The sequence below is a fragment of the Acidithiobacillus sp. TH-A67 genome, assembly GCF_057473545.1.
In genome coordinates, this window is the sequence record NZ_JBYCKU010000068.1 from 26,443 (window position 1) to 46,049 (window position 19,607).

Annotated in this window: 19 protein-coding genes; 6 read left to right on the forward strand and 13 right to left on the reverse strand. The window is 59.2% G+C overall.

Annotated elements, in window-relative coordinates; all coding sequences use genetic code 11:
- The first annotated feature begins 146 nt into the window (after positions 1 to 146).
- Positions 147 to 698 (forward strand): RlpA-like double-psi beta-barrel domain-containing protein, encoded by a 552-nt coding sequence (locus AC2VNM_RS10935; RefSeq protein WP_483166161.1) that lies wholly within the window; start codon positions 147 to 149, stop codon positions 696 to 698.
- Between the two features lie 17 nt (positions 699 to 715).
- Here AC2VNM_RS10935 and AC2VNM_RS10940 read toward each other — a convergent pair whose 3' ends face one another.
- Positions 716 to 2,053 (reverse strand): aminopeptidase P N-terminal domain-containing protein, encoded by a 1,338-nt coding sequence (locus AC2VNM_RS10940; protein WP_483189744.1) that lies wholly within the window; start codon positions 2,051 to 2,053, stop codon positions 716 to 718.
- Between the two features lie 115 nt (positions 2,054 to 2,168).
- On the opposite strand from AC2VNM_RS10940, the gene AC2VNM_RS10945 reads away from it, so the two are divergent.
- The 3 genes from AC2VNM_RS10945 to metG are packed head-to-tail and all read left to right on the forward strand — an operon-like array spanning position 2,169 to position 6,010.
- A complete protein-coding gene (locus AC2VNM_RS10945; protein WP_483166163.1) occupies positions 2,169 to 3,161 on the forward strand; it encodes an aminoglycoside phosphotransferase family protein in 993 nt (330 codons plus the stop codon).
- A 3-nt stretch (positions 3,162 to 3,164) separates the two neighbouring features.
- A complete protein-coding gene (locus tag AC2VNM_RS10950) occupies positions 3,165 to 3,944 on the forward strand; it encodes an HAD family hydrolase (RefSeq protein WP_483166164.1) in 780 nt (259 codons plus the stop codon).
- Between the two features lie 50 nt (positions 3,945 to 3,994).
- Entirely contained in the window at positions 3,995 to 6,010 is a 2,016-nt protein-coding gene (gene metG / locus AC2VNM_RS10955) for a methionine--tRNA ligase (protein ID WP_483167262.1), read from the forward strand.
- A gap of 101 nt (positions 6,011 to 6,111) precedes the next feature.
- Here the strand turns inward: metG and AC2VNM_RS10960 are convergent, their stop codons facing one another.
- The 6 genes from AC2VNM_RS10960 to AC2VNM_RS10985 form a co-directional block, all read right to left on the reverse strand.
- Positions 6,112 to 6,231 carry a hypothetical protein gene (locus tag AC2VNM_RS10960; protein WP_486913304.1) on the reverse strand — a complete coding sequence of 40 codons (120 nt, stop codon included), beginning with the start codon at positions 6,229 to 6,231 and terminating at the stop codon, positions 6,112 to 6,114.
- Positions 6,195 to 6,767: a redoxin domain-containing protein gene (locus AC2VNM_RS10965; RefSeq protein WP_486913306.1), complete on the reverse strand. Its 573-nt coding sequence runs from the start codon at positions 6,765 to 6,767 to the stop codon at positions 6,195 to 6,197. Before AC2VNM_RS10965 ends, AC2VNM_RS10960 begins: the two co-directional genes overlap by 37 nt.
- Positions 6,768 to 6,941: 174 nt before the next feature.
- Positions 6,942 to 8,066: a 3-deoxy-7-phosphoheptulonate synthase gene (locus AC2VNM_RS10970; RefSeq protein WP_483167007.1), complete on the reverse strand. Its 1,125-nt coding sequence runs from the start codon at positions 8,064 to 8,066 to the stop codon at positions 6,942 to 6,944.
- Between the two features lie 24 nt (positions 8,067 to 8,090).
- Complete coding sequence (gene fumC / locus AC2VNM_RS10975) at positions 8,091 to 9,479, reverse strand: class II fumarate hydratase (RefSeq protein WP_483167006.1); 1,389 nt, start codon at positions 9,477 to 9,479, stop codon at positions 8,091 to 8,093.
- Entirely contained in the window at positions 9,479 to 11,263 is a 1,785-nt protein-coding gene (locus tag AC2VNM_RS10980) for a M3 family oligoendopeptidase (RefSeq protein ID WP_486913307.1), read from the reverse strand. Before AC2VNM_RS10980 ends, fumC begins: the two co-directional genes overlap by 1 nt.
- Positions 11,264 to 11,722, reverse strand: coding sequence for a DUF1841 family protein (locus AC2VNM_RS10985; RefSeq protein ID WP_486913308.1), 459 nt, complete (start codon positions 11,720 to 11,722; stop codon positions 11,264 to 11,266).
- Positions 11,723 to 11,898: 176 nt separating this feature from the next.
- Here AC2VNM_RS10985 and AC2VNM_RS10990 point away from each other — a divergent pair, with 176 nt between their 5' ends.
- Entirely contained in the window at positions 11,899 to 13,596 is a 1,698-nt protein-coding gene (locus tag AC2VNM_RS10990; RefSeq protein WP_486913309.1) for a hypothetical protein, read from the forward strand.
- Between the two features lie 130 nt (positions 13,597 to 13,726).
- On the opposite strand, the gene AC2VNM_RS10995 is transcribed toward AC2VNM_RS10990, so the two are convergent.
- From AC2VNM_RS10995 to AC2VNM_RS11020, 6 genes are all read right to left on the reverse strand, one after another.
- A complete protein-coding gene (locus AC2VNM_RS10995; RefSeq protein ID WP_486913310.1) occupies positions 13,727 to 14,089 on the reverse strand; it encodes a hypothetical protein in 363 nt (120 codons plus the stop codon).
- 324 nt (positions 14,090 to 14,413) lie between these two features.
- A complete protein-coding gene (locus AC2VNM_RS11000; RefSeq protein WP_486913311.1) occupies positions 14,414 to 14,689 on the reverse strand; it encodes an oxidative damage protection protein in 276 nt (91 codons plus the stop codon).
- Between the two features lie 93 nt (positions 14,690 to 14,782).
- The gene (mutY, locus tag AC2VNM_RS11005; protein WP_486913312.1) at positions 14,783 to 15,823 is read right to left on the reverse strand and encodes an A/G-specific adenine glycosylase; all 1,041 of its coding nucleotides are present in this window, start codon (positions 15,821 to 15,823) and stop codon (positions 14,783 to 14,785) included.
- Positions 15,820 to 17,070 carry an AsmA family protein gene (locus tag AC2VNM_RS11010; RefSeq protein ID WP_486913313.1) on the reverse strand — a complete coding sequence of 417 codons (1,251 nt, stop codon included), beginning with the start codon at positions 17,068 to 17,070 and terminating at the stop codon, positions 15,820 to 15,822. The genes mutY and AC2VNM_RS11010 overlap by 4 nt, the downstream gene beginning before the upstream one ends.
- Positions 17,060 to 18,781, reverse strand: coding sequence for a phosphoenolpyruvate--protein phosphotransferase (gene ptsP, locus AC2VNM_RS11015; RefSeq protein WP_486913314.1), 1,722 nt, complete (start codon positions 18,779 to 18,781; stop codon positions 17,060 to 17,062). The genes AC2VNM_RS11010 and ptsP overlap by 11 nt, the downstream gene beginning before the upstream one ends.
- Positions 18,778 to 19,044 carry an HPr family phosphocarrier protein gene (locus AC2VNM_RS11020; RefSeq protein WP_319643740.1) on the reverse strand — a complete coding sequence of 89 codons (267 nt, stop codon included), beginning with the start codon at positions 19,042 to 19,044 and terminating at the stop codon, positions 18,778 to 18,780. The genes ptsP and AC2VNM_RS11020 overlap by 4 nt, the downstream gene beginning before the upstream one ends.
- A 127-nt stretch (positions 19,045 to 19,171) precedes the next feature.
- Here AC2VNM_RS11020 and AC2VNM_RS11025 point away from each other — a divergent pair, with 127 nt between their 5' ends.
- Complete coding sequence (locus AC2VNM_RS11025; RefSeq protein WP_483166997.1) at positions 19,172 to 19,600, forward strand: superinfection immunity protein; 429 nt, start codon at positions 19,172 to 19,174, stop codon at positions 19,598 to 19,600.
- Positions 19,601 to 19,607 lie beyond the last annotated feature (7 nt).

Below are 19,607 nucleotides of genomic sequence, written 5' to 3' on the forward strand. Positions count from 1 at the left end.
GTTTTTTCTAATATTTTATATTTCATTGATTTTTATTGACAATTTTGCGATAGTCTCCGCCCCGAAAACAATTATCTTGAGAGAAGGTGCCAACAGGTACCCAAGCCATGCAAAGGGCCTCGAGGTAAAAGGAGACGAACGTTTTGTTGGAAAAAGTTAGTGCAGGCATTGCCGTAGCCCTGTTGGCAGCGGTGATCCCGAATGCGCTTTCCTTGGCTCAGCCAGGTTTGCCGGTTTCTTTGCTGCATCAGGCCATGGACAAGCAAAGCGCAGAGTTGACAGCCACGCAGGCACAGTTACAGGCGCAAGACGCCGCCAAGATTGCCCTCAATGGTACCATGATGCTCGGCCACAAGCTGATCTACCTGCATCGGGTATCGGCTTACAACGCCGTATCCTGGCAAACCAACAGTGACCCGGCCATGTCGGCCTGTGGTCCGACCCGCCCCAATCAGGTAGCGCTTTCGCCGGACCTGTTCTTCCGCAGCAATGGCAGTAACCGCTGCGGCGAGCACGTCGAGATCCTGCTCGGTTCCGGGCAGGTCGTTCGCGGTGTGGTATGGGATGTGATGAATCCGCGCTACCACATGGCTGCCGACATTCTCATGAGCACTGTGCAACAAGCTCTGAATTTTGGTGTCCAGCGCGCCGAGCTGCGCATTCTGCCCAAGCAGCAACCCCAGACAGTCGATTCGTGATCCGGTGTGGGCTGGGTTTAGCCGAGCCCCCCGGCCATCAGGTCCTCGATCTCGTCGATCTCCTTGGGCACGCCGGCGCTCAATATCTCCGGGCCTTCCGCATCCAGGAAGAGATCGTCCTCGATGCGGATACCGATACCTTGATAGGCCACGGGCACCCCCTCCTGACCAGGGGCAAAATACAGTCCTGGCTCGACCGTCAAGACCATCCCCGCAGCGAGTGGGCGCCAGCTCTGCTCCGCACCCTGACGGTACGCCCCCACATCGTGCACGTCCATACCCAGCCAATGGCCGGTGCGGTGCATGTAAAACGGTCGGTATAGCTGTTTTTCGAGGATTTCCTCGCGACTCTCCCGCAAAATTTTCAAGTCGTGCAGACCATCCGCCAATACCTCGAGCGCGGCATCATGGTAATCGTTGACCGGCCGACCAATCTGCACCGCAGCAATGGCGGCCTTCTGACTCGCCAGCACCAGGGTGTAAATGTCCCGTTGCGGACCGGAAAAACGCCCATTCACCGGCCAGGTGCGCGTGATATCGCCGGCGTAGCCCGCAATTTCCGCGCCCGCATCGACCAGTACCAGATCCCCATCGCGCAGTTCATCGCGATTTTCTACATAATGCAGAATGCAGCCATTGGCTCCACCACCAACAATGCTGGAGTAAGCCAGGCGCGCGGCTCCCTGACGTTGAAACACATATTCGATCTCGGCCTGCAACTGATACTCCATCATCCCCGGCCGCGTCTGTCGCATGCCATGCCGGTGCCCCGCCGCACTCACCCCCGCCGCTGCCCGCATCAGCTCGCGCTCAACGGCATCCTTATGCAGGCGCATCTCCTCAAGAAAGTGAGCCGCATCGACCAGTTCCAGGGGATAGCCGATCCCCTGCCGACTGCGTGAGCGCGCCTGATTCCGCCAACGCAGCACCCGGGCGTCAAAGTCGCTCTCCCGTCCCATGGGATAGAGCAGCACATCACGATTCTCCAGCAGCTTGGGCAGGATTTCGTCCAACTCTTGAATGGGATGGCACTGATCGACCTGACAAAGCTCCTTTGCGCCCTCGATGCCGGCGCGGCGTCCATCCCAGGTTTCCCGCTCGGGGTCTCGGCTGCGACAGAAAAGGATCTGCTCGCCATCCGCATGGCCCGGTATCAGCACCAGCACTGCCTCCGGCTCGGCAAAACCGGTCAAATAATAAAAATCCGAATCCGGACGAAAAGGATAAGCGACGTCCCCATTGCGCAACTGCTCCCGCGCCGTGGGAAGAACCAGGACACCCCTCTCACCGATCTGTGCGAGCAAGCGTGCCCGGCGGGCGAGGGTATCGGGGCGCGGAAGATCAAGAGCAAACATAAGTACCTGCCTGGAGTTGCGGAAACCAAGAGTATGCCACAAAATTGCCGAGGCGGGCTTCCCGCTCCCGAGCATGCTAAGCTCGAAGCCGATGATCGTAACGGGGAGGCGGGCCGTGCACTATTTGGGACACCTGCAGCGGAACGATCCACTCTACGATTATCTATATCACCAGATTTTCGTGGCCTCGCTCGGCATCGAGCCAAGCAAGGGCTTTCGCGTCTTTGCCCTCAACGGCTCCAACGCGGTATATCTATACGAAGATCGGCGCTATCGGCGGCGCGTGCTCGGGAAATTTTTTGAGCGTCATCAAGGTCATGACAATGCCGCCGCGGCACAGCACGAATTCCAGGTCTTATCCCTGTTGCATGGTAATGGCCTTGGTCACGGTCAACATCGCGTGGTCCAGCCGCTCGGCGTCAATCCCGCTTTTGCCGATGTCCTCTTTGAGTGTTACGTGCTGGGCGAACCCCTGCATCGCATCTGGGCGCGCACTCGTCCCGGCCACGACGACCAGGAGATGTACCATAGCCTCTCCGATCTCGCGTATTTCCTCGCGCGGCTGCACAACCATAACGTACGCGGCGATGCGGTACGCTTTCGCGACGTGTTTCCCTACTTCGACAAGATCGTCGGCCGCCTCTGGCGCCGCGGCCGCGCCAAACAGTCGGATATCGATCGACTCTATTCCCTGCGTCAACTGTGGGCGGACGATCCGGCCATGTATGCGGACCACTGCGTGCGCCTGCATGGTGATGCTACCCCGGCGAACTTCCTGGTGACGGGTCATCACCAGCTAACGGCCATCGATTTCGAGCGCTCCCACTTCGGGGATCGCGCCTATGATCTGGGTATGATTGCTGGCGAACTGAAACACTGGGCACTGCGACAGCATAACGATGGCGGCGTAGCGGAAAATTACATCGGTCATTTTCTCTGGGAATACAGCCGTCATTTCCCGGATCAGCCCGCAGCCTTTCGTGCCATTAGCCAACGGCTGCCTTTTTATATGAGTCTTACCTTGTTGCGCATTGCGCGCAACAGCTATCTCGGCGATCACTACGCCCACACCATCGTCCATGAGGCTATTGCTTGCCTGGGGAGATAAATCATGAGTATACGCGCCGTTCTTTTCGATCTGTATGGCACCCTCATTCATATCGAAACTGATGAAACCCAGGGAGAAATCTACTGGGCACTGTCCCGCTATCTGAGCTACCACCGCATACATACCCGCCCCGACAGCCTACGCGAACGCTATTTCGATCTCGCCAAGCAACAGAAACGCAATTCCGCCGAGACCTATCCCGAGATGGATGCGCGCGCCGTCTGGCGGGAAATTCTGCGTTCTGGCTCCAAGCATTTTCGCCCAGAATCCGTGGCCAGCGAAGGGGACCATCGGGTAAAGGAAATCGAAAAACGCCGCGAACGTCTCGCCAAGGAACTGGTACGGCTACATCGGGCTCTGTCGCGGCGCATGATCGAACGCTATCCCGGAGCGAAGGAGCTGTTACAAGCCATTGTTGGTGAATTTCAATTGGGTATTGTCTCCGACGCCCAGGTGGAATTTGCCAAACCGGAAATGCGCATCACCAAAATCCGTAAATATTTCCCAGTAAAGACCATCTCTTCCGCCTATGGCTACCGTAAGCCTGATCCACGCCTGTTCAAAGAAACCTGCCATGCCCTGCAGGTACATCCTGCCGAGGCCGTCTATGTCGGCAATGACATGTACCGGGACGTTTTTGGCGCACGCGAGGCAGGGCTGAAAACTATCCTGGTCTGGTCCGATCAGGGCCGCAAGGACTACCGCGACGTCCGCGCCGACTACGACGCGCGCGATCTGTACCAAGTACTGGAAGGGATCCGCTTCCTCGCAGAACAACACTGAATCTGCCGTGGCATTGCCGAGGCAAGGAAAGGCAGGTAATTTAGCTTCCCATGAAACGAAAGATCCTGGTCACCAGCGCCCTGCCCTACGCCAACGGTCCTCTGCATCTGGGCCATCTGGTGGAATACACCCAAACCGACATCTGGGCGCGCTACCAGCGCCTGCGCGGCCATGAATGCCTCTATTTCTGTGCCGATGATGCCCATGGCACGCCCATCATGCTGCGTGCCCAGTCTGAGGGTATTACCCCGGAAGCGCTGATCGAGCGTATGCATGCTGAGCACCTGCGCGACTTTACCGATTTCGGCATTGGCTTCGATCTCTATCACAGCACCCACTCCCCGGAAAATTTTCAGATTTCCCAGGATCTTTACCGTGCCCTGCGCGCCAACGAGCATATCATCGTGCGGGAGATCGAGCAGGCCTATGATCCGGTTGCCGAGATGTTTCTACCCGACCGTTTCATTCGCGGCACCTGCCCGCGCTGCAAGGCGCCAGATCAGTATGGCGATAATTGCGAAGTCTGCGGTGCCACCTACAGCCCCACGGATCTACTGGATGCGCGCTCGGCGGTCTCTGGCGCCACCCCGGTACGGCGCAGTTCCGAACATTACTTCTTCGAGTTGGGGGACTTTACGGAGTTTCTACAGCAGTGGATTCACAGCGGTACGCTGCAGGAGGAAATGGCCAACAAGCTCGACGAATGGTTTACCGCCGGCCTGAGCGACTGGGACATCAGCCGCGACGCGCCCTACTTCGGCATCCCCATCCCCGATGCACCGGGCAAGTTTTTTTACGTCTGGCTCGACGCCCTGCCCGGTTACATGGCCGCCACGCAGCATTGGTGCTACAAGCATGGCCGCAACTTCGACGAATTCTGGGGCCAAGGCGCGGATGCCGAGCTCTATCACTTCATCGGCAAGGATATCATCTACTTCCACGCCCTCTTCTGGCCGGCCATGTTGCAGGGTTCCGGACACCGCCTGCCGACCGGCGTCTTCGCCCACGGACACCTCACCATCAATGGCGCCAAGATGAGCAAATCGCGCGGCACTTCCATCACCGCACGTCAGTACCTCGAGCAGCTCGATCCGGAGTTCCTGCGCTATTACTTCGCCTGCAAGCTCAACAGCCATGTCGAAGACATCGATCTGAATCTCGAAGATTTCCTACTCAAGGGGAATGGCGATCTGGTAGGGAAGGTCGTCAACCTCGCCTCCCGCGCCGCAGGCTTCATCCATAAGCACTTTGCCGGCCACCTGGCAGACAGTCTCGGAGAAGATCAGCCCTTTTATGCGCAATTGGCTGCCAAACAAGAAGAGATTGCCGCCAGCTATGAGGCACGCGAATACGCCCGCGCCATGCGCGAGATCATGACCATCGCTGACCAGCTCAATGCCTACGTCGATCAGCACGCTCCCTGGCTGCTCGCCAAGGATGATACCCAGCGCGACACCTTGCAGCGCGTCTGCACTGTCATCCTCAATGGCTTCCGGCTATTGATCACCCTGCTCAGTCCGGTGCTGCCCCGGCTGGCGCAGCGCTCCTCCGCCTTCCTCCGCTGCGAGCTGTCTTGGGACGGCGTCCAGCATCCGCTCTTAGCACACAGCATCGAACCCTATTCCCACTTGTTGCAACGCATGGAAAAAACCCACGTGGACTCTTTGATTCAAGAACCCAGCCAGCCTATCCCGCCAGCGCCTACCACCAGCAAAGCAGAGCAGGCGCCCAAGAGCGAAACCATCGGCATCGAGGATTTCGGCAAGGTCGATCTGCGGATTGCGCGCATCGTCGCGGCGGAAGCCGTCGAGGGGGCAGACAAGCTCCTGCATCTCACCCTGGATATCGGCGAAGCGCAGACCCGTTCGGTCTTTGCCGGCATCAAGAGCGCCTACGATCCGGCCACACTGGTCGGGCGCCTGACCGTCATGGTCGCCAACCTCACCCCGCGCAAGATGCGCTTTGGCCTGTCGGAGGGGATGGTACTGGCAGCCAGCGGCGACGCCAGCGGCCCCTTCCTCCTCAGCCCTGACAGCGGCGCCCAGCCGGGCATGCGGGTTAAATAGCCCTATAGAGCCAACGGCGCGGGCTTCCAGCACAAACAGTATCCACAAAAAAGGTCCCCGGCCGAACGACCGGGGAGCTGCTCAGAGGCCTTGGCCGCGCGTTACTTCTTCGGCGCCTTGGCAAAACGCAGATAGGGCAGCTTGATATCGATTTCGCCAAACTTCTCCTTGGCCTGCTCGTTATTCAAAGACAGGGCGACGATAACGTCCTGGCCGGGCACCCAGTTGGCCGGAGTGGCCAGCGGAACGCCGTCAGTGGCTTGGATAGCATCGAGGGCACGGAGGATTTCCGCAAAGTTCCGGCCCACGACATGGGGTAGGACATGGTCAGGCGCACCTTCTTGTCCGGGCCGATGATGAACACCGTACGCACCGTGGCGGTATTCTTGGCGTCACGATTTTCGGGGAGATACGCCTCGGCGGGGAGCATGTCGTAGAGCTTGGATACGTGTAGGGACGTATCATCAATGATCGGGAAATCCACCGGCGCACCGCCAACCGCAGCGATGTCGCGCACCCATTTCTTGTGCTCCTCGACGGTATCCACCGACACCCCCATCACCTTGGTATTGCGCTTGGCAAATTCGGGCGCCAGCTGAGCGACGGCACCGAATTCGGTAGTGCAGACCGGCGTGAAGTCACGCGGGTGAGAAAACAGGATGGCATAACTATCGCCAATCCACTTATGCAAATTCAACTCACCGGCAGTGGAGTCGACCGTAAAATCTGGAGCTACATCATTGATACGAATGGACATAAAACACTCTCCTCAAATTGTACCTAGGAAAAACCGTTCCGTGCATTTCCAGCACAGATGAACGATAGCATATCATGTCCAAATCTGTAAACAGTCTAAATCTTTCGCTAGCGGAACAGCAAACGAAGTTACCGTTCCGCCCGCTTGCACAGAACTTCGCCATCTGCCCGTTCTTTACCCATTGCTATCCCGCTGCGCCCCGGCCAGCAAACGACGCTCTTCGTAGGCCTCCCGCGCCAGGCGGACGTCCTCCAAAAACCAAGGAAGTTCCTTCAGCAGCAACGCCTGCGGCCCGTCGACCAGGGCCGTGGCAGGATCGGGATGGAAGTCGACCAGCACCATGTTGGCACCAGCAATCACGCCCTGCGCGGTGACATGGAACACCTCCGGTATGCCATCGGGGCCGGCATCGCGGCTGCCTACCGAGTGCGAGGGATCGATACAGACGGGCATCCGCGTGAGACGCTTGACCACCGGTACTTGTGCAAAATCGACAAAGTTGCGGTGCGGATCTCCCAGGTTGGTCTTCATGCCACGCAAACCAAAGACTACCTGGCTGTTTCCTTCCGAGGCCAAGTACTCTGCTGCATTCAAGGACTCTTCCAAGGTAATTCCGAAGCCCCGTTTGAGCAGAACGGGAAATTCCTGCTGCCTGCCCACCGCCTTCAGCAGCTCGAAATTTTGGGTGTTGCGGGTGCCAATCTGCAGCATGACGCCGGTCGGATTGCCCGTTTGCCGCAGCGCCTCGCGGATCTCATCCATGTGCTGCTCGTGCAGGATCTCCATGGCGATCACCTTGATGCCATATTTGCCTGCCAGCTCAAAAACATAAGGCAAACAGGCCTTGCCATGCCCTTGAAACGCATAGGGACTGGTGCGCGGCTTGTAGGCACCCATGCGCGTGCAGACCTGACCATTTTCCTGCAGGGCACGCAGCATCTGCTCGACGTGCTCGCGGGTATCGACGGCACAGAGGCCGGCAAAAACGTGCAGGGTATCCTGACTGAATTCCACCCCGTTGTAGGTAAAGCCGTTGGCACGGGCGTCATCCTGATGCCGCCCCAGCACCCGGTATTCACGCGACACGCGAATGGCCTTAGTCACGCCGGGCAGGGATTCCATCTGCTCCAAATCCAAGGCTTTGGTGTTGCCAATCAGATAGACTTCACTGAGCAGCTGTTCGGCACCCTGCACCCGATGCACGCGGTATTCGATACCGTCCAACCCATCCAGATAGCGCAGCAGGGCCTGATATTCTGGTGCACTCTCCTGCAGATCCTCTCGAAGAATCAAAATCATCGTCTATCCTTTTCGTCGCCCACACTAGTTTCTGTCCGGTGCCAGCATCCGCTCCGGTCGTAAAATTTCATCTAATTGTGCCGCATCGATCCAGCCACTCGCCAGCGCCGCAGCGCGCAGTGTGCTGCCCTCCTGGTGTGCACGCTGGGCGATCTTGGCCGCGCGCTCGTAACCCAGACTGGGTACCAAGGCCGTGACCAGCATCAGGGAGCTGTCGAGATGGACCTGCAGCCGGTCTGCACGCGCCTGCAGACCCTGCACACAATACAACGCAAAAGAACGCATCGCATCTGCCAGCAGCGTGATGCTCTGTAACACATTGTAGCCTATGACGGGTTTATAGACATTGAGTTCAAAATTTCCTTGCGACGCAACAAAAGCAACTGTCGCATCGTTGCCAAAAACCTGGGCACAGACCATGCTCAACGCCTCTGCCTGGGTAGGATTGACCTTGCCCGGCATGATCGAGGAGCCCGGCTCATTCTCGGGCAGCGCCAATTCTCCCAGCCCCGCCCGCGGCCCGGAACCCATCCAGCGGATGTCATTGGCGATCTTGAGCAGCGACATCGCCAGACTGCGCAACTGGCCACTGAGCTGGCAGAGCGCCTCCTGGCCGGCCAGAGCCGCAAAGGCGTTCTCCGCCGGGCGCAACGGCAAGGACAATCGCTCTGTGAGCACCCTGCATACCTGTAGCGCAAAGTCTGGATGGGTGTTGAGCCCGGTGCCCACCGCCGTCCCTCCCAAGGCCAAGGCATAGAGCCCAGGTAGCACGGTACGGATTCCCGCCTCACCCTGACGAAGCTGATCGACATAACCGGAGAATTCCTGGCCCAATCGCATCGGCACCGCATCCATCAGATGAGTCCGGCCGATTTTCAGTATATCGGCGAAGTCCTGGCTGCGCTGCTGCAACAGATCACGCAGGCATTGCAGGGCCGGAAGCAGTTGCGCATGAACGGCGCTGGCAACGCTGAGGTGCAGGGCGCTGGGGAAGACATCGTTGGAGGATTGCCCGAGATTCACGTGGTCGTTGGGATGTACGGGATTTTTGCTGCCACGGCCACCACCGAGGCGTTCGTTGGCAAGATTGGCGATCACTTCATTGACGTTCATGTTACTCTGGGTGCCACTGCCCGTTTGCCAGACCCGCAGAGGAAACTGGGTATCCCATTGGCCAGCAGCAACCTCGTCGGCAGCTTGGGCGATAGGCTCGACAAGATCGGCCCCAAGCACGCCGAGTTTGCCGTTTACCCGCGCCGCCGCCGCTTTGATCTGCGCCAGGGCATAGATAATGGGCAGCGGCATGCGCTCCTCGCCAATCGCAAAAAAGTGCAACGAGCGCTGGGTCTGCGCCCCCCAAAAGGCATCGTCCGCAACTTCCACCTCGCCCAGACTATCGCGCTCGCGCCGCATCAGCGTTTCTCCGCCAGGCGTTCGGCCTCGTTCACCATTCCTTCCAGATAGTCCAGGGCGCTGTTCCAAATCTGCGGGTCATCCAGACGCACCCCGGCAGCAGCGACCACTTCCACCGGCGGCAGACTACCACCCAGGGCCAACATTTTCCGGTAGCACGGCACAAAGTCTTTCCCCTCGGCGCGGTAGCGCTGGATCAGCGCCAGGGTCAGCAGTTCGCCGAAGGCGTAGGCATAGACATAGCCTGGCGAACCGATGAAGTGGGGGATGTAACTCCACCACCAGCGATACCCTTCGCTGAACTGGATGGCTCCGGCAAACTGCTCTTCCTGCGTCTGCATCCAGAATTCTGCCAGACGCTCCTTGCTGAGTTCTCCCTCGCTGCGCCGGGCCTCGTGCATGAGAACCTCGAAACGGTGCATGGCCATCTGCCGAAACACCGTCGCGAAGGTATCCTCGATCTTGCCACAGAGCAGGGCCAACCGTTTGTCCGCATCGGGCTCGTTGCGCATCAAGCGTTCAAAGGTCAGCATCTCGCTGAAGACCGACGCGGTTTCGGCGGTGGTCAGCGGCGTGTCGGCATTGAGAAAGCCCTGTTCGCGCGCCAGGTATTGGTGAATGCCATGCCCCAGTTCGTGCGCAACGGTCATGACGTCGCGCACCGTCCCGGTGTAGTTGACCAGGAGATACGGATGCACGTCGGGGGTTACGGGGTGGGCGAAGGCACCACCGCGCTTGCCGGCAGCCAGGGCGGCGTCGATCCATCCCTCAGCAAAGAAACGCTGGCCGATGGCGGCGAGCTCCGGGGAAAAGTCCTGAAAAGCGCCAAGGACGATAGACTGGCATTCCGCCCAGGAATAGGACCGTGAAGAGCCAGGCAAGGGCGCGTAACGGTCGTAATCGTAGAGGGGACTGATGCCCAGCAGCCGCGCCTTCAAGCGGTAGTAGCGGCCCACCAGGGGATAACGGGCAACGACTGCGCGTTCCAGAGCCTCGACCATCCTGTCATCGATCTCGTTGGCGAGATTGCGGTCGGCCAGCCAGTGCGGATAACGGCGCAGGCGATCATCGAGGGCCTTATCCGCCAGGACGGCGTTGAAGCAGAAGGTAAGCGTATGCAGACGCGTGCCCAGCCCCTGACTCAAGGCCTCAGCCGCATCCTTGCGCAAACTGCGATCCGGGTGAGAGAGCTTGCTGAGCACCTCCTGCTCACTCAGCTCCTTACCGCGCAGAGAAAAACGCATTTCGGTGAGAGTTTCGTCAAAGAGCCGCTCCCACAGGCTGCGGCCGGTTACCGCCTTTTCCGCCAGGATCTGCTCTTCTGCCTCGTTGCGCAGATGGGCAGCATAGTTGCGCCAATTACGCAGGAGATGGGCCCAATGTGCCAGTTCTGGAGCGCGCAGCAGCGCCTCGGCCTGCTCCGCGGCCAGACCATTCCAGGCGATATCAAAAAAAACCAGCTGATTGCCGATCTGCGTCGCTTGCTCTTGATACTGCTGCAGCGCCGCACCGTAGAGGGGATCATCGGCATGGGTGACGTAACTGAGATAGCGGTATGCGCCAACCCGCGCCAAGCGGCTGCGCAGCACCTCCAGGTCTTGCATGGCCTGGGCCAGCTCGGCCGCGGTCAGGGTCGCAAAATCGACCCGATAGCGGCGCGCGAATTCACTGGCCGCAGCGGCTGCCCAGCCCATATCTTGCCGCAGCTGCGGATCTTCCCGCCCGGAATAGAGATCCTGTAAACGCCAATGGATCGATTCCGCTCCTGTCTTCGCTTCCGCCATCTATTTCTCTCCTTCCAATTTCTCGCGCTCCTCGCCTGCCTGCAGGCAAGGCAACAAGGCGCCCAGATCCGGCTCCCGGCCGGCACGCTGCGCCTGCCAGAGCAATTCTCCCAGGCAGTCCACCACCCGATGCTCGGCGACTGCCTCCCCATAACGCGTCCGCAGACGCCCATACGCCTGCACGATACCCGGCGGTTGGCCGGTCGCCAAGAGCTCCAGCAATGCCACGTGCAGCGACATATGGGCAAAGGGGTTGCTCTGGCCAAGCTCCGGCGGGAAATCTGCCTCCAGAGCCATTTCCGGATTTTCCAACAGGGCATGATACTCAGGGTGCGCGCGAATCACCTCCACCACCCGCTGCGCCATGGCATCCAGGGGTTGACCGGCGCGAAAGCGCTGCCAGTAGTCAATGAACAGCTGACGATAGGTTTCTCTCCTGCTTCCATAAAGCATATTCATTACCCAACTGCATCAGATTCTTCCATCATACGTCCCCGTAAAACTGGGGCAAGGAGTCTGCAAATTCCGGATTACCAATCTGGTAACTGGAAAAATCGCAGTTCTTTGTGTTAAATAAGCGTGGCTCGGCCAATTGGGGCTTGGATCAGCATCATTCAGCGGGAGATGAATACGTCATGGCCAACGGAAATGCAGCAGCGGAAACAGTAGTAGCTCTCACCCCCAAACAGTGGGAAGGACTGGGCAAGGTCGGCGACGCCGCCCTGCAATTGCAGAATCTCCTGCAGATGTTCCGCGATGTCCTTAACGAACTCCCGAATGCCATCGACACGGACAAGCTCCTTGCAAAATACCAACCGCAACTCGATGCCCTGCGCGAGGCCACAGAATCCCTGCAGGGGATGCTCACCGTCGACGGCGGTGTCGACCGTTTGAAGCAGCTTCTGAGCGAAGTCAAGGACGCGCAACTCGACAAGACCATCGGCGAATTGCTGACCATCCTCAACAACCTGCAGAAATCCGGATTTTTTGCCTCCCTGGCGACGCTGAGCGGCGAACTGAAATGCCCTCTCATCGGCGAAAACCCCGAAGACATGGTCAACAAGCTGCGCAGCGCCATGGAAAACCTGCAGTACTACTGGACCAGCGCCAAACAAGGCATCGGCGTGATCGGCAACGTTGTTGGCGAGCTGCAACTTCCTGAACGTCTCGATGAACTGCAGGAAATGGCCGACCAGTGGCTGCAGATGGCCAAGCGGGCGCAGAAGCTGGTGCAGGGCGATGCGCCGAGCGTGCAGGCGCGCCTGGAGGGACTTCTCGACATGGCGGAAATCCTTGGCGGCCAGATGAGCGTGGCCCTGGGAACCATCAAGGATACCGCCCCAGAGTTACTCCATAACGCCGATCTGAACAGCACCATTGGCACCGTCGGAATTGCCGGCAAGCGTTGGCTGCAAGTGGCCATCCGCGTCAAGAATCTTGCTGCGGGCGATAATGGCGATCTGGTCAGTCGAGTAGAAATGCTCCTCGATCAGGTCGAGAAGGTTGCTGGCTTTGCTGGCAACGCCGGTTTCTTCCTGCAGGCCGGTAAGGATGGCCTGGCAGCAGTGCAGGGAATCGTTACGGATCTCGATCTCCCGGAAAAGCTCGACATTCTTGCGGAAGAGGCGGAAAAATGGGGCAAGATCGCCCTGCGCGCCAAGCGGATCGCCATAGGTGACGCCAAGTCGGGAGATGTGGCGGATTCTATCAATAACTTGCTGGATCATGCCGAAACCATTGCCGAAACGATGCGCAATCTCGCCTGCAACCTCGAGCGGCAAGGGATCCACCTGGGTGACATCCTGTCGCCGCGCGGTGATCTGAGCATCGCAGCGTGCACGGCTACCGATTTCCTCGGCGAAATGTGGCGCGACGGCACCATCAAGAACATCGGCGCCGACATCAGTCAGGGCGCCCTGGCCTGGATGGAAATCGCCCAGATCGGCGGTGCCATGCTCAAAGGCGATGCCCCAGATATCACCACCCGGGTGAAGGGTCTGGTAAAAGAACTGCACGACGCCAAGCTGATGGACATGGTGCCCGAGGCACTCGCCTTGGTCGGCAAACTGCAGAAGGCAGGATTGCTGCACAAGGTCAACCTGGTTCTCGACAAGGCCTTGCCTCTGCTTCCCTCGGATGCAGCATTTGCCAGCGGCGTCGACAAGGCGGTCAAGGCGCTGGAGCAGACGCAGGTAGAGATGAAGGACGAAGCCAATAAGGGCGGCGGCATCTTCGGTCTGATGAAAATTTTCTTCGCGAAAGACACCCAGTTTGTGCTCAAATTTGCGGTGCGCTTCGCCAGCATTTTCCTCAAGGCCTGGAAGCAGGCCTGAGCAAGCAGTAGTAGGCGGCAGTAGTCTTCAGGTTCGGCCGCGTCCTATAGAAGGGCCAGGAGCATCAGCTCCCGGCCGGAAGAAAACAACGATTGTCCCTAGGGTAATCGATCACCCCAAATGTGGTCACTTAACGATTGGAGCCACCACGCCCCATACCTGCACCACCCATCATACCGCCGCCGGCGCCACCCTGCATGCCTCTGCCCTGATGCATGCCAGTAGATGGGGCATTATCCGGGATACTCATTCCTCTCTCCTCGGCCCGCTTGCGCATGGTTTCATGGTTCTCCGCGCGGATCTGCTGGCGCTCCTGCTCCGTTTTGGCAGACTGCATCTTGTTGCGATGCTCTGCACGCTCCTGCTGCGTCATGAGCTGGCTTCCGTAGGTAGTCGTTCCAGTCGATGCGGCGGCCGCAGGGGTTTCCGCCGCAAAGCTGGTACCCGCCATCAGAACACCAACGACGGCCGTAATGGCAACAATCTTCTTCATAACTCACTCCTTCCATTAGAATAAAATCCGCTTGCGCGGGCTGACGTATTTACAGCAGCCAGACATATGCACATTATGTGCCCGATACATTATTCATTGGAAAAACAATATGGATCAGGATCAGCATGGTCAATCCTCAGCAGGAAAGTGTCGGGGAAAGACAAAACACGATCAGGAACAAGGTAGAGGAAGGCGCGCAGACATTACCCAATGATGAAATTTTTCATATTTTTATAGCTGATTATTCAATCAATTGGCAACCTGTAGTCGGAGAAGGGGGGGGCAGGAGCTGCCCCCCTCTCACCGTCGTGGAGAAACGACAGGTTATGCGTGCTGCTGCGGCACGAATCCTTCTGGGGTCTGCGCCCCTTCGCCGAAGAAAAAGGCCTCCATCTGCTTTTCCAGAAAGGAGCGCGACTTGGGGTCGATCGGCGACAGACGATATTCGTTGATCAGCATCGTCTGATGCTTGAGCCAATCCTGCCATGCCTCCTTGGAGACCTCTCGGTAGATCCGGGCACCCAGGGGACCAGGATAGGGCGGACGATCCAGACCCTCGGCTTCCTTCCCCAACTTCACGCATTGCACCGTTCTCGCCATATTCACACCTCCGAAAAATTTGCCAACCCATAGCCATAGTCAGAACAGCCCGCAGGGTAGCGAGAGCCATAGGGGATGTCCAGAATCCTGAGCTCAGGAGAACAAGCGACGCAAAGGGCTGGGCAAGGCAAGCTGCGCGAGCTGCTCCGGAGCAAATGGGGACAATGCCCGTCGCCCTTCGCCCACGCCATAGACCGATACGCCAGCCTCTATGACCCGATACTCTAGATGAAAATGGGTAAACGTATGACGTTGCCACGGATGCCATTCCCCTAGTTGCGGCCGCAGGCCATATTCCTCTCGTGCCCAATCGCATAGAGTTTCCGCGAGTTCCGGCGCTTCGTTCGCGCCCACCAGGGCATACCAGGGCAACGCCCACAACCCTCCCCAGATTCCCCGGTTTGGCCGCTTCTCCAGCAGGACACAGCCATCCTCCGCGCGCAGCAGTAAGAAACAGGCGTAACGGACGGGCTTCTCTGGCTGCGGTATCTGGGTAGGTTCACTCGGGCCCGCACAGGGACCAAACAAAGGGCAGTCGTCACATCGGGCTTTGCGTGACAGACAAAGCAAGGCGCCAAGATCCTGGATTGCTTGGTTATAATCGTGCGCCGCAGCCGGTGTTTCCTGCTCCGCAAGCTGCCAGAGCCGACGCTCGTTCTGGGGACTGCGCGCGCTACCCGTAAACCCGTAGTAACGAAAGAGCACCCGTCGCGCATTGGCATCAAGGATGGCCTGCCTTTGCCCATAAGCGCTGGCAAGCACGGCGGCAGCAGTACTGCGGCCAACGCCGGGGAGCTCGACCGCCTGGGCGAGATCCGTCGGGAACTCTCCCTGAAATCTGTCGACTACCATCCGCGCTGCGGCGTGGGCGTTGCGCGCCCGGGCGTAGTAGCCCAGGCCGCTCCAGAGCGCCAGCACCTCATCGAGGGATGCGTCGGCCAGGGCTTGCCAACTGGGGAAGTGCGCCAGAAAACGACGAAAATAGGGCTTCACCGTCTCCACCCGGGTCTGCTGCAGCATGATCTCGGCGAGATACAAAAGATAGGGATCGCGACTCTGCCGCCAGGGCAGATCATGGCGACCAGACTGCTGATACCAGGGCAAGAGACGATTGGCGATGCGCGGCGGCGTCATTTTGATTTTGCCCGGAGGCGAATCTGGAGATCCCGTGCCTGCCATTGTCCCCAGCGTAGCTGCCCGACCTGCAGCTCGCCCCGTACGGGAGGCCAGGACTTTGGCAAGGTCGGGAGAACACTTGGGGATAGCGCACTGGACGATGGTGTCGTGGGTAGCCAAGGATCGAGATCCAGCTGGGGAATGACAGCAGTAATCTGCCACGGGGCTTGCGTGCTGTCTCGTTGCAGGGAGCCATGGAACTGGGTCTTGCCCAAAATCCCACGCAGTGGATCCAGCCGGATTGGGCCATCCTGCGTCCAGGAGAGATCCCCCGACAAAGCCGCTGGCCGCATCGCCCGCCCCTCCTGAACCTTGGACACTGATAATCCCAGCAGACGCAGCCAGTCCGGCAGATTCTCCGATTGCAGTTGGAACTGGCTGCTCAGGGTGAGGGCCCGCTGCCAGTGTAGCAGCAGATTTCCCTTCCCGCTCAGCTGTGGCTGTGCCGCGATCCGCCAAGTCCGAATCGCTAGGCCATGTGCAGTCAAAGCATAGCGTAGGCCTCGCCAATTGAGCTCGCCATTCAACTGCTTCCAGACCAAGCGTAGCGTGCCCTGGTCGATTACCAATACACCGGAGGCCGGCAAAGAAACAGCCTTCGCCTGCAGTCGCAGCAAGTTTCCCTGCCCTTGCGCCAGCAGAGAGATTGCCCCAGCTTGCTGGGGCTGCGGGGCTAGATATCTCGCTTGCACGGCCAGCAAACGTCCAGCATAGGAAAGCTTCCCGCTCATCGTGGCTCCTTGACCGGCGCGGTAGTTGGCTTGCAGTTTTGATACCCGCAAGCTGTGTTCGCCCAGCGGCCAGTCCACGCAACTATCCTGCACGGTGATTACCCGCGGCAGAGCCATTCCCTGACTGCTGTGGGAGCCACTACTTGGCCAGGGCCCGTGCAAATTCAGCCCATTCATATGCAAGTCCATGTCCAGCCAGCGGCCAGCGCGCAGAGCAGTCCAGGTCCAACTTGCTCGCATCTGCCGTAGCACGAGCAGGTGCCTGCCAACCTGCAGACCCTGAAGTACAATGCCAACATGCTGGGTGTTGAAGGTAATCTGCGGATTTTTTGCCAAGGTCACTGGCTGCTGCAGCTCCAGGCTCAACACACGCGCGAAGAGCCAAGCTGGCAGTCCAGCAAGAATGCACAAATAGAGCAGCAGAGCCACACCGAGCAGGCTGAGAGCCAGCCAGCGCAGGTATCTACGTTTCAATGTCGTCGACGTGGGCGAAGAGTTCGGAGCTGCCGGCCAAGGCGGCGAGGGCCATAACCTTTGCATCTTCCACAGAGGTCGCACGGATTGCCGCCTTTACCTCGGGAATGGCACCGGGGAACATGCTGAAGTGGCGCAGACCCAAGCCAACCAGTAGTGCTGTCCACTGCGGATTGGACGCCATTTCTCCGCACATGGCCACGGGAATCCCAGCAGCCTCACCCGCGGCAATGGTGTGCTGAATCATCGACAACACACCCACATGCAGGGGGTCGAAGAGTGCGTTGACATCATCATCGCTACGGTCTACCGCCAGGGCGTACTGAGTGAGGTCGTTGGTGCCGATAGAGAAAAAATCGGCCACGCCAGCGAAAGCGTGGGCGGCCATCGCCACCGCCGGAACCTCGACCATGATGCCAACGGGCAGATGCTCCGCCACCTTTTGCCCCTCGGCACGCAGCTCGCTGCGCAGTTGTTCGATCAATTGCCGGGTCTGCTGTACTTCATAGACCGTACTCACCATCGGTAACATCAGACGAATGGGCGCCAGGGCGGAGGCGCGTAAGATCGCCCGCAAATGACGGCGAAACCATTCCGGCCGCCGCAGACAGAGGCGCAAGCCACGCAATCCTAACGCGGGATTCAGACCGCTGGGATACAATTGCAAGTCACTGTCGGCAAGGAGCTTATCGGCCCCTACGTCCACCGAACGAATCGTAATCTCAGCACCCGGAAGAGCGCGCAGCACCTGCGCGAAGGCCGCATACTGCTCTTCCTCGCTGGGGCTGTCCGCCCGGTTCATGAAGAGAAACTCGCTGCGAAACAGACCGATTCCTTCGGCATTGCTGCGCTGCACCCACTCGATATCCTCGGGCAATTCGATGTTGGCGAAGAGGCGAATGGCAGTACCATCGATGGTAAGCGCGGGCAGATGCCGTTCTTCTTCCAAGAGTTGGCGCCGCCGCTCGCGCCGCGCCTGCATCTCGCGATACTCGGCAAGAAGCTCTGGACCGGGATTGACCAGTACCGTGCCCTGTTCGCCATCCACGACCAGCTGATCGCCACTGCGCAGCAGCCGCGTGGCGTGGTGGGTACCCACTACCGCCGGCAGCCCCAGGCTACGCGCCAGGATGGCCGAATGGGAAGTTGCCGCGCCAAAGTCGGTCACCCAACCCAGCACCGAGCCATTTTTGAGCAGGACGGTGTCGGCAGGGCTCAGTTCCGAGGCGACGATGATGCGCTCTGCAGCTGTCTTCAGGCTGGGCACTTGGGCACCGAGCAAGTGCCGTAGCACGCGGTCGGTCACCTGCAGGATGTCCTCCCGTTTGGCGCGCAGATAGGGATCCTGCATACGCTCGAAGACTTCGACCAGGCGCTCGCGTTCGTGGTGCAGGGCCCAGGCGGCATTGCGATGCTGTTCGCGGATCAGGGCAATGGGGCGATCCCGTAGCGCGGGATCGTCGAGCATGAGCAAATGGGCATCAATGAACAGGCGGGTATCTTGGGGGGCGTCCTTGGGAATGGCCTCACGCACGCGCAAGAGCTCATCGCGAGCCAGAGCCAGGGCGGCGCACAAACGCTGTACTTCGGTTTCGAGCTCGTCCCGCGCAACGCTATAATCCGGAATCTCCATACTGGCAGGTTCCAAGACGACGGCCGTGCCAATGGCAATACCGGCGGCCGCGCCAATTCCTGCCAGTTCAAAGGTCACTCACCTTCTCCAAAATAATCTGCGGCCAGGGCGCGCAGCGCGGCGCTGCACTCTTCCTCCTGCTCGCCTTCGGTCTCCAGGGTGAGCACCGTGCCCTGCGAGGCGGCCAGGGTCATCAGCCCCATGATGCTTTTACCGTTCACCCGCTGCCCGTCGCGCTCGAGCCAAACCTGACAAGGAAAGCGCGCCGCGATACTGACGAATTTGGCCGAGGCCCGGGCATGCAAGCCCAGACGATTAATGATGGGAAATTCCACTCGCATTGACCGCATTCCTTTTCTTCAAGGCAAGTCGAGAGGATAGCGCCAGCCGCGCGATGGGCCAAGTCGCTGGATCTCGCTGCTTGTGAAATAATCCAGTCTGCTTCTTGCAGGACGGGGGGTCGAGGCCTTGGACAATACGGCAATGCTGATGGGTTACTCCTCTTTTGGTCCGGTGATGGTCGCAGTCATGATTTTCGCGTTCGCCCTCGCCATCGTCGTCTATTTCATCCCGAGTATTGTCGCCTACGCGCGGCGCACCCAGAATTTTCTGGCCATCTTCCTGCTCAACTTGTTCCTTGGCTGGAGTCTCCTGGGTTGGGTGGGTTCCTTGATCTGGGCCCTGCTCGACGAAAAGAAAGGCTACGCATATATGCAGGTTCCGGTTGCCGCACCCAACAACTCCTCGCTCAGCCCGCAGCCAAGAGCTATCATGACGGCGCCGCCAACGCCAAGCAGCACTGCTGTCTTTTGTCCGCATTGTGGTCATGCCGTCGGACCGGAAGATCTCTTCTGTGCCCACTGCGGTCATGCCCTGCGTCAGCCACCAGAGAAATAGAGCGCTT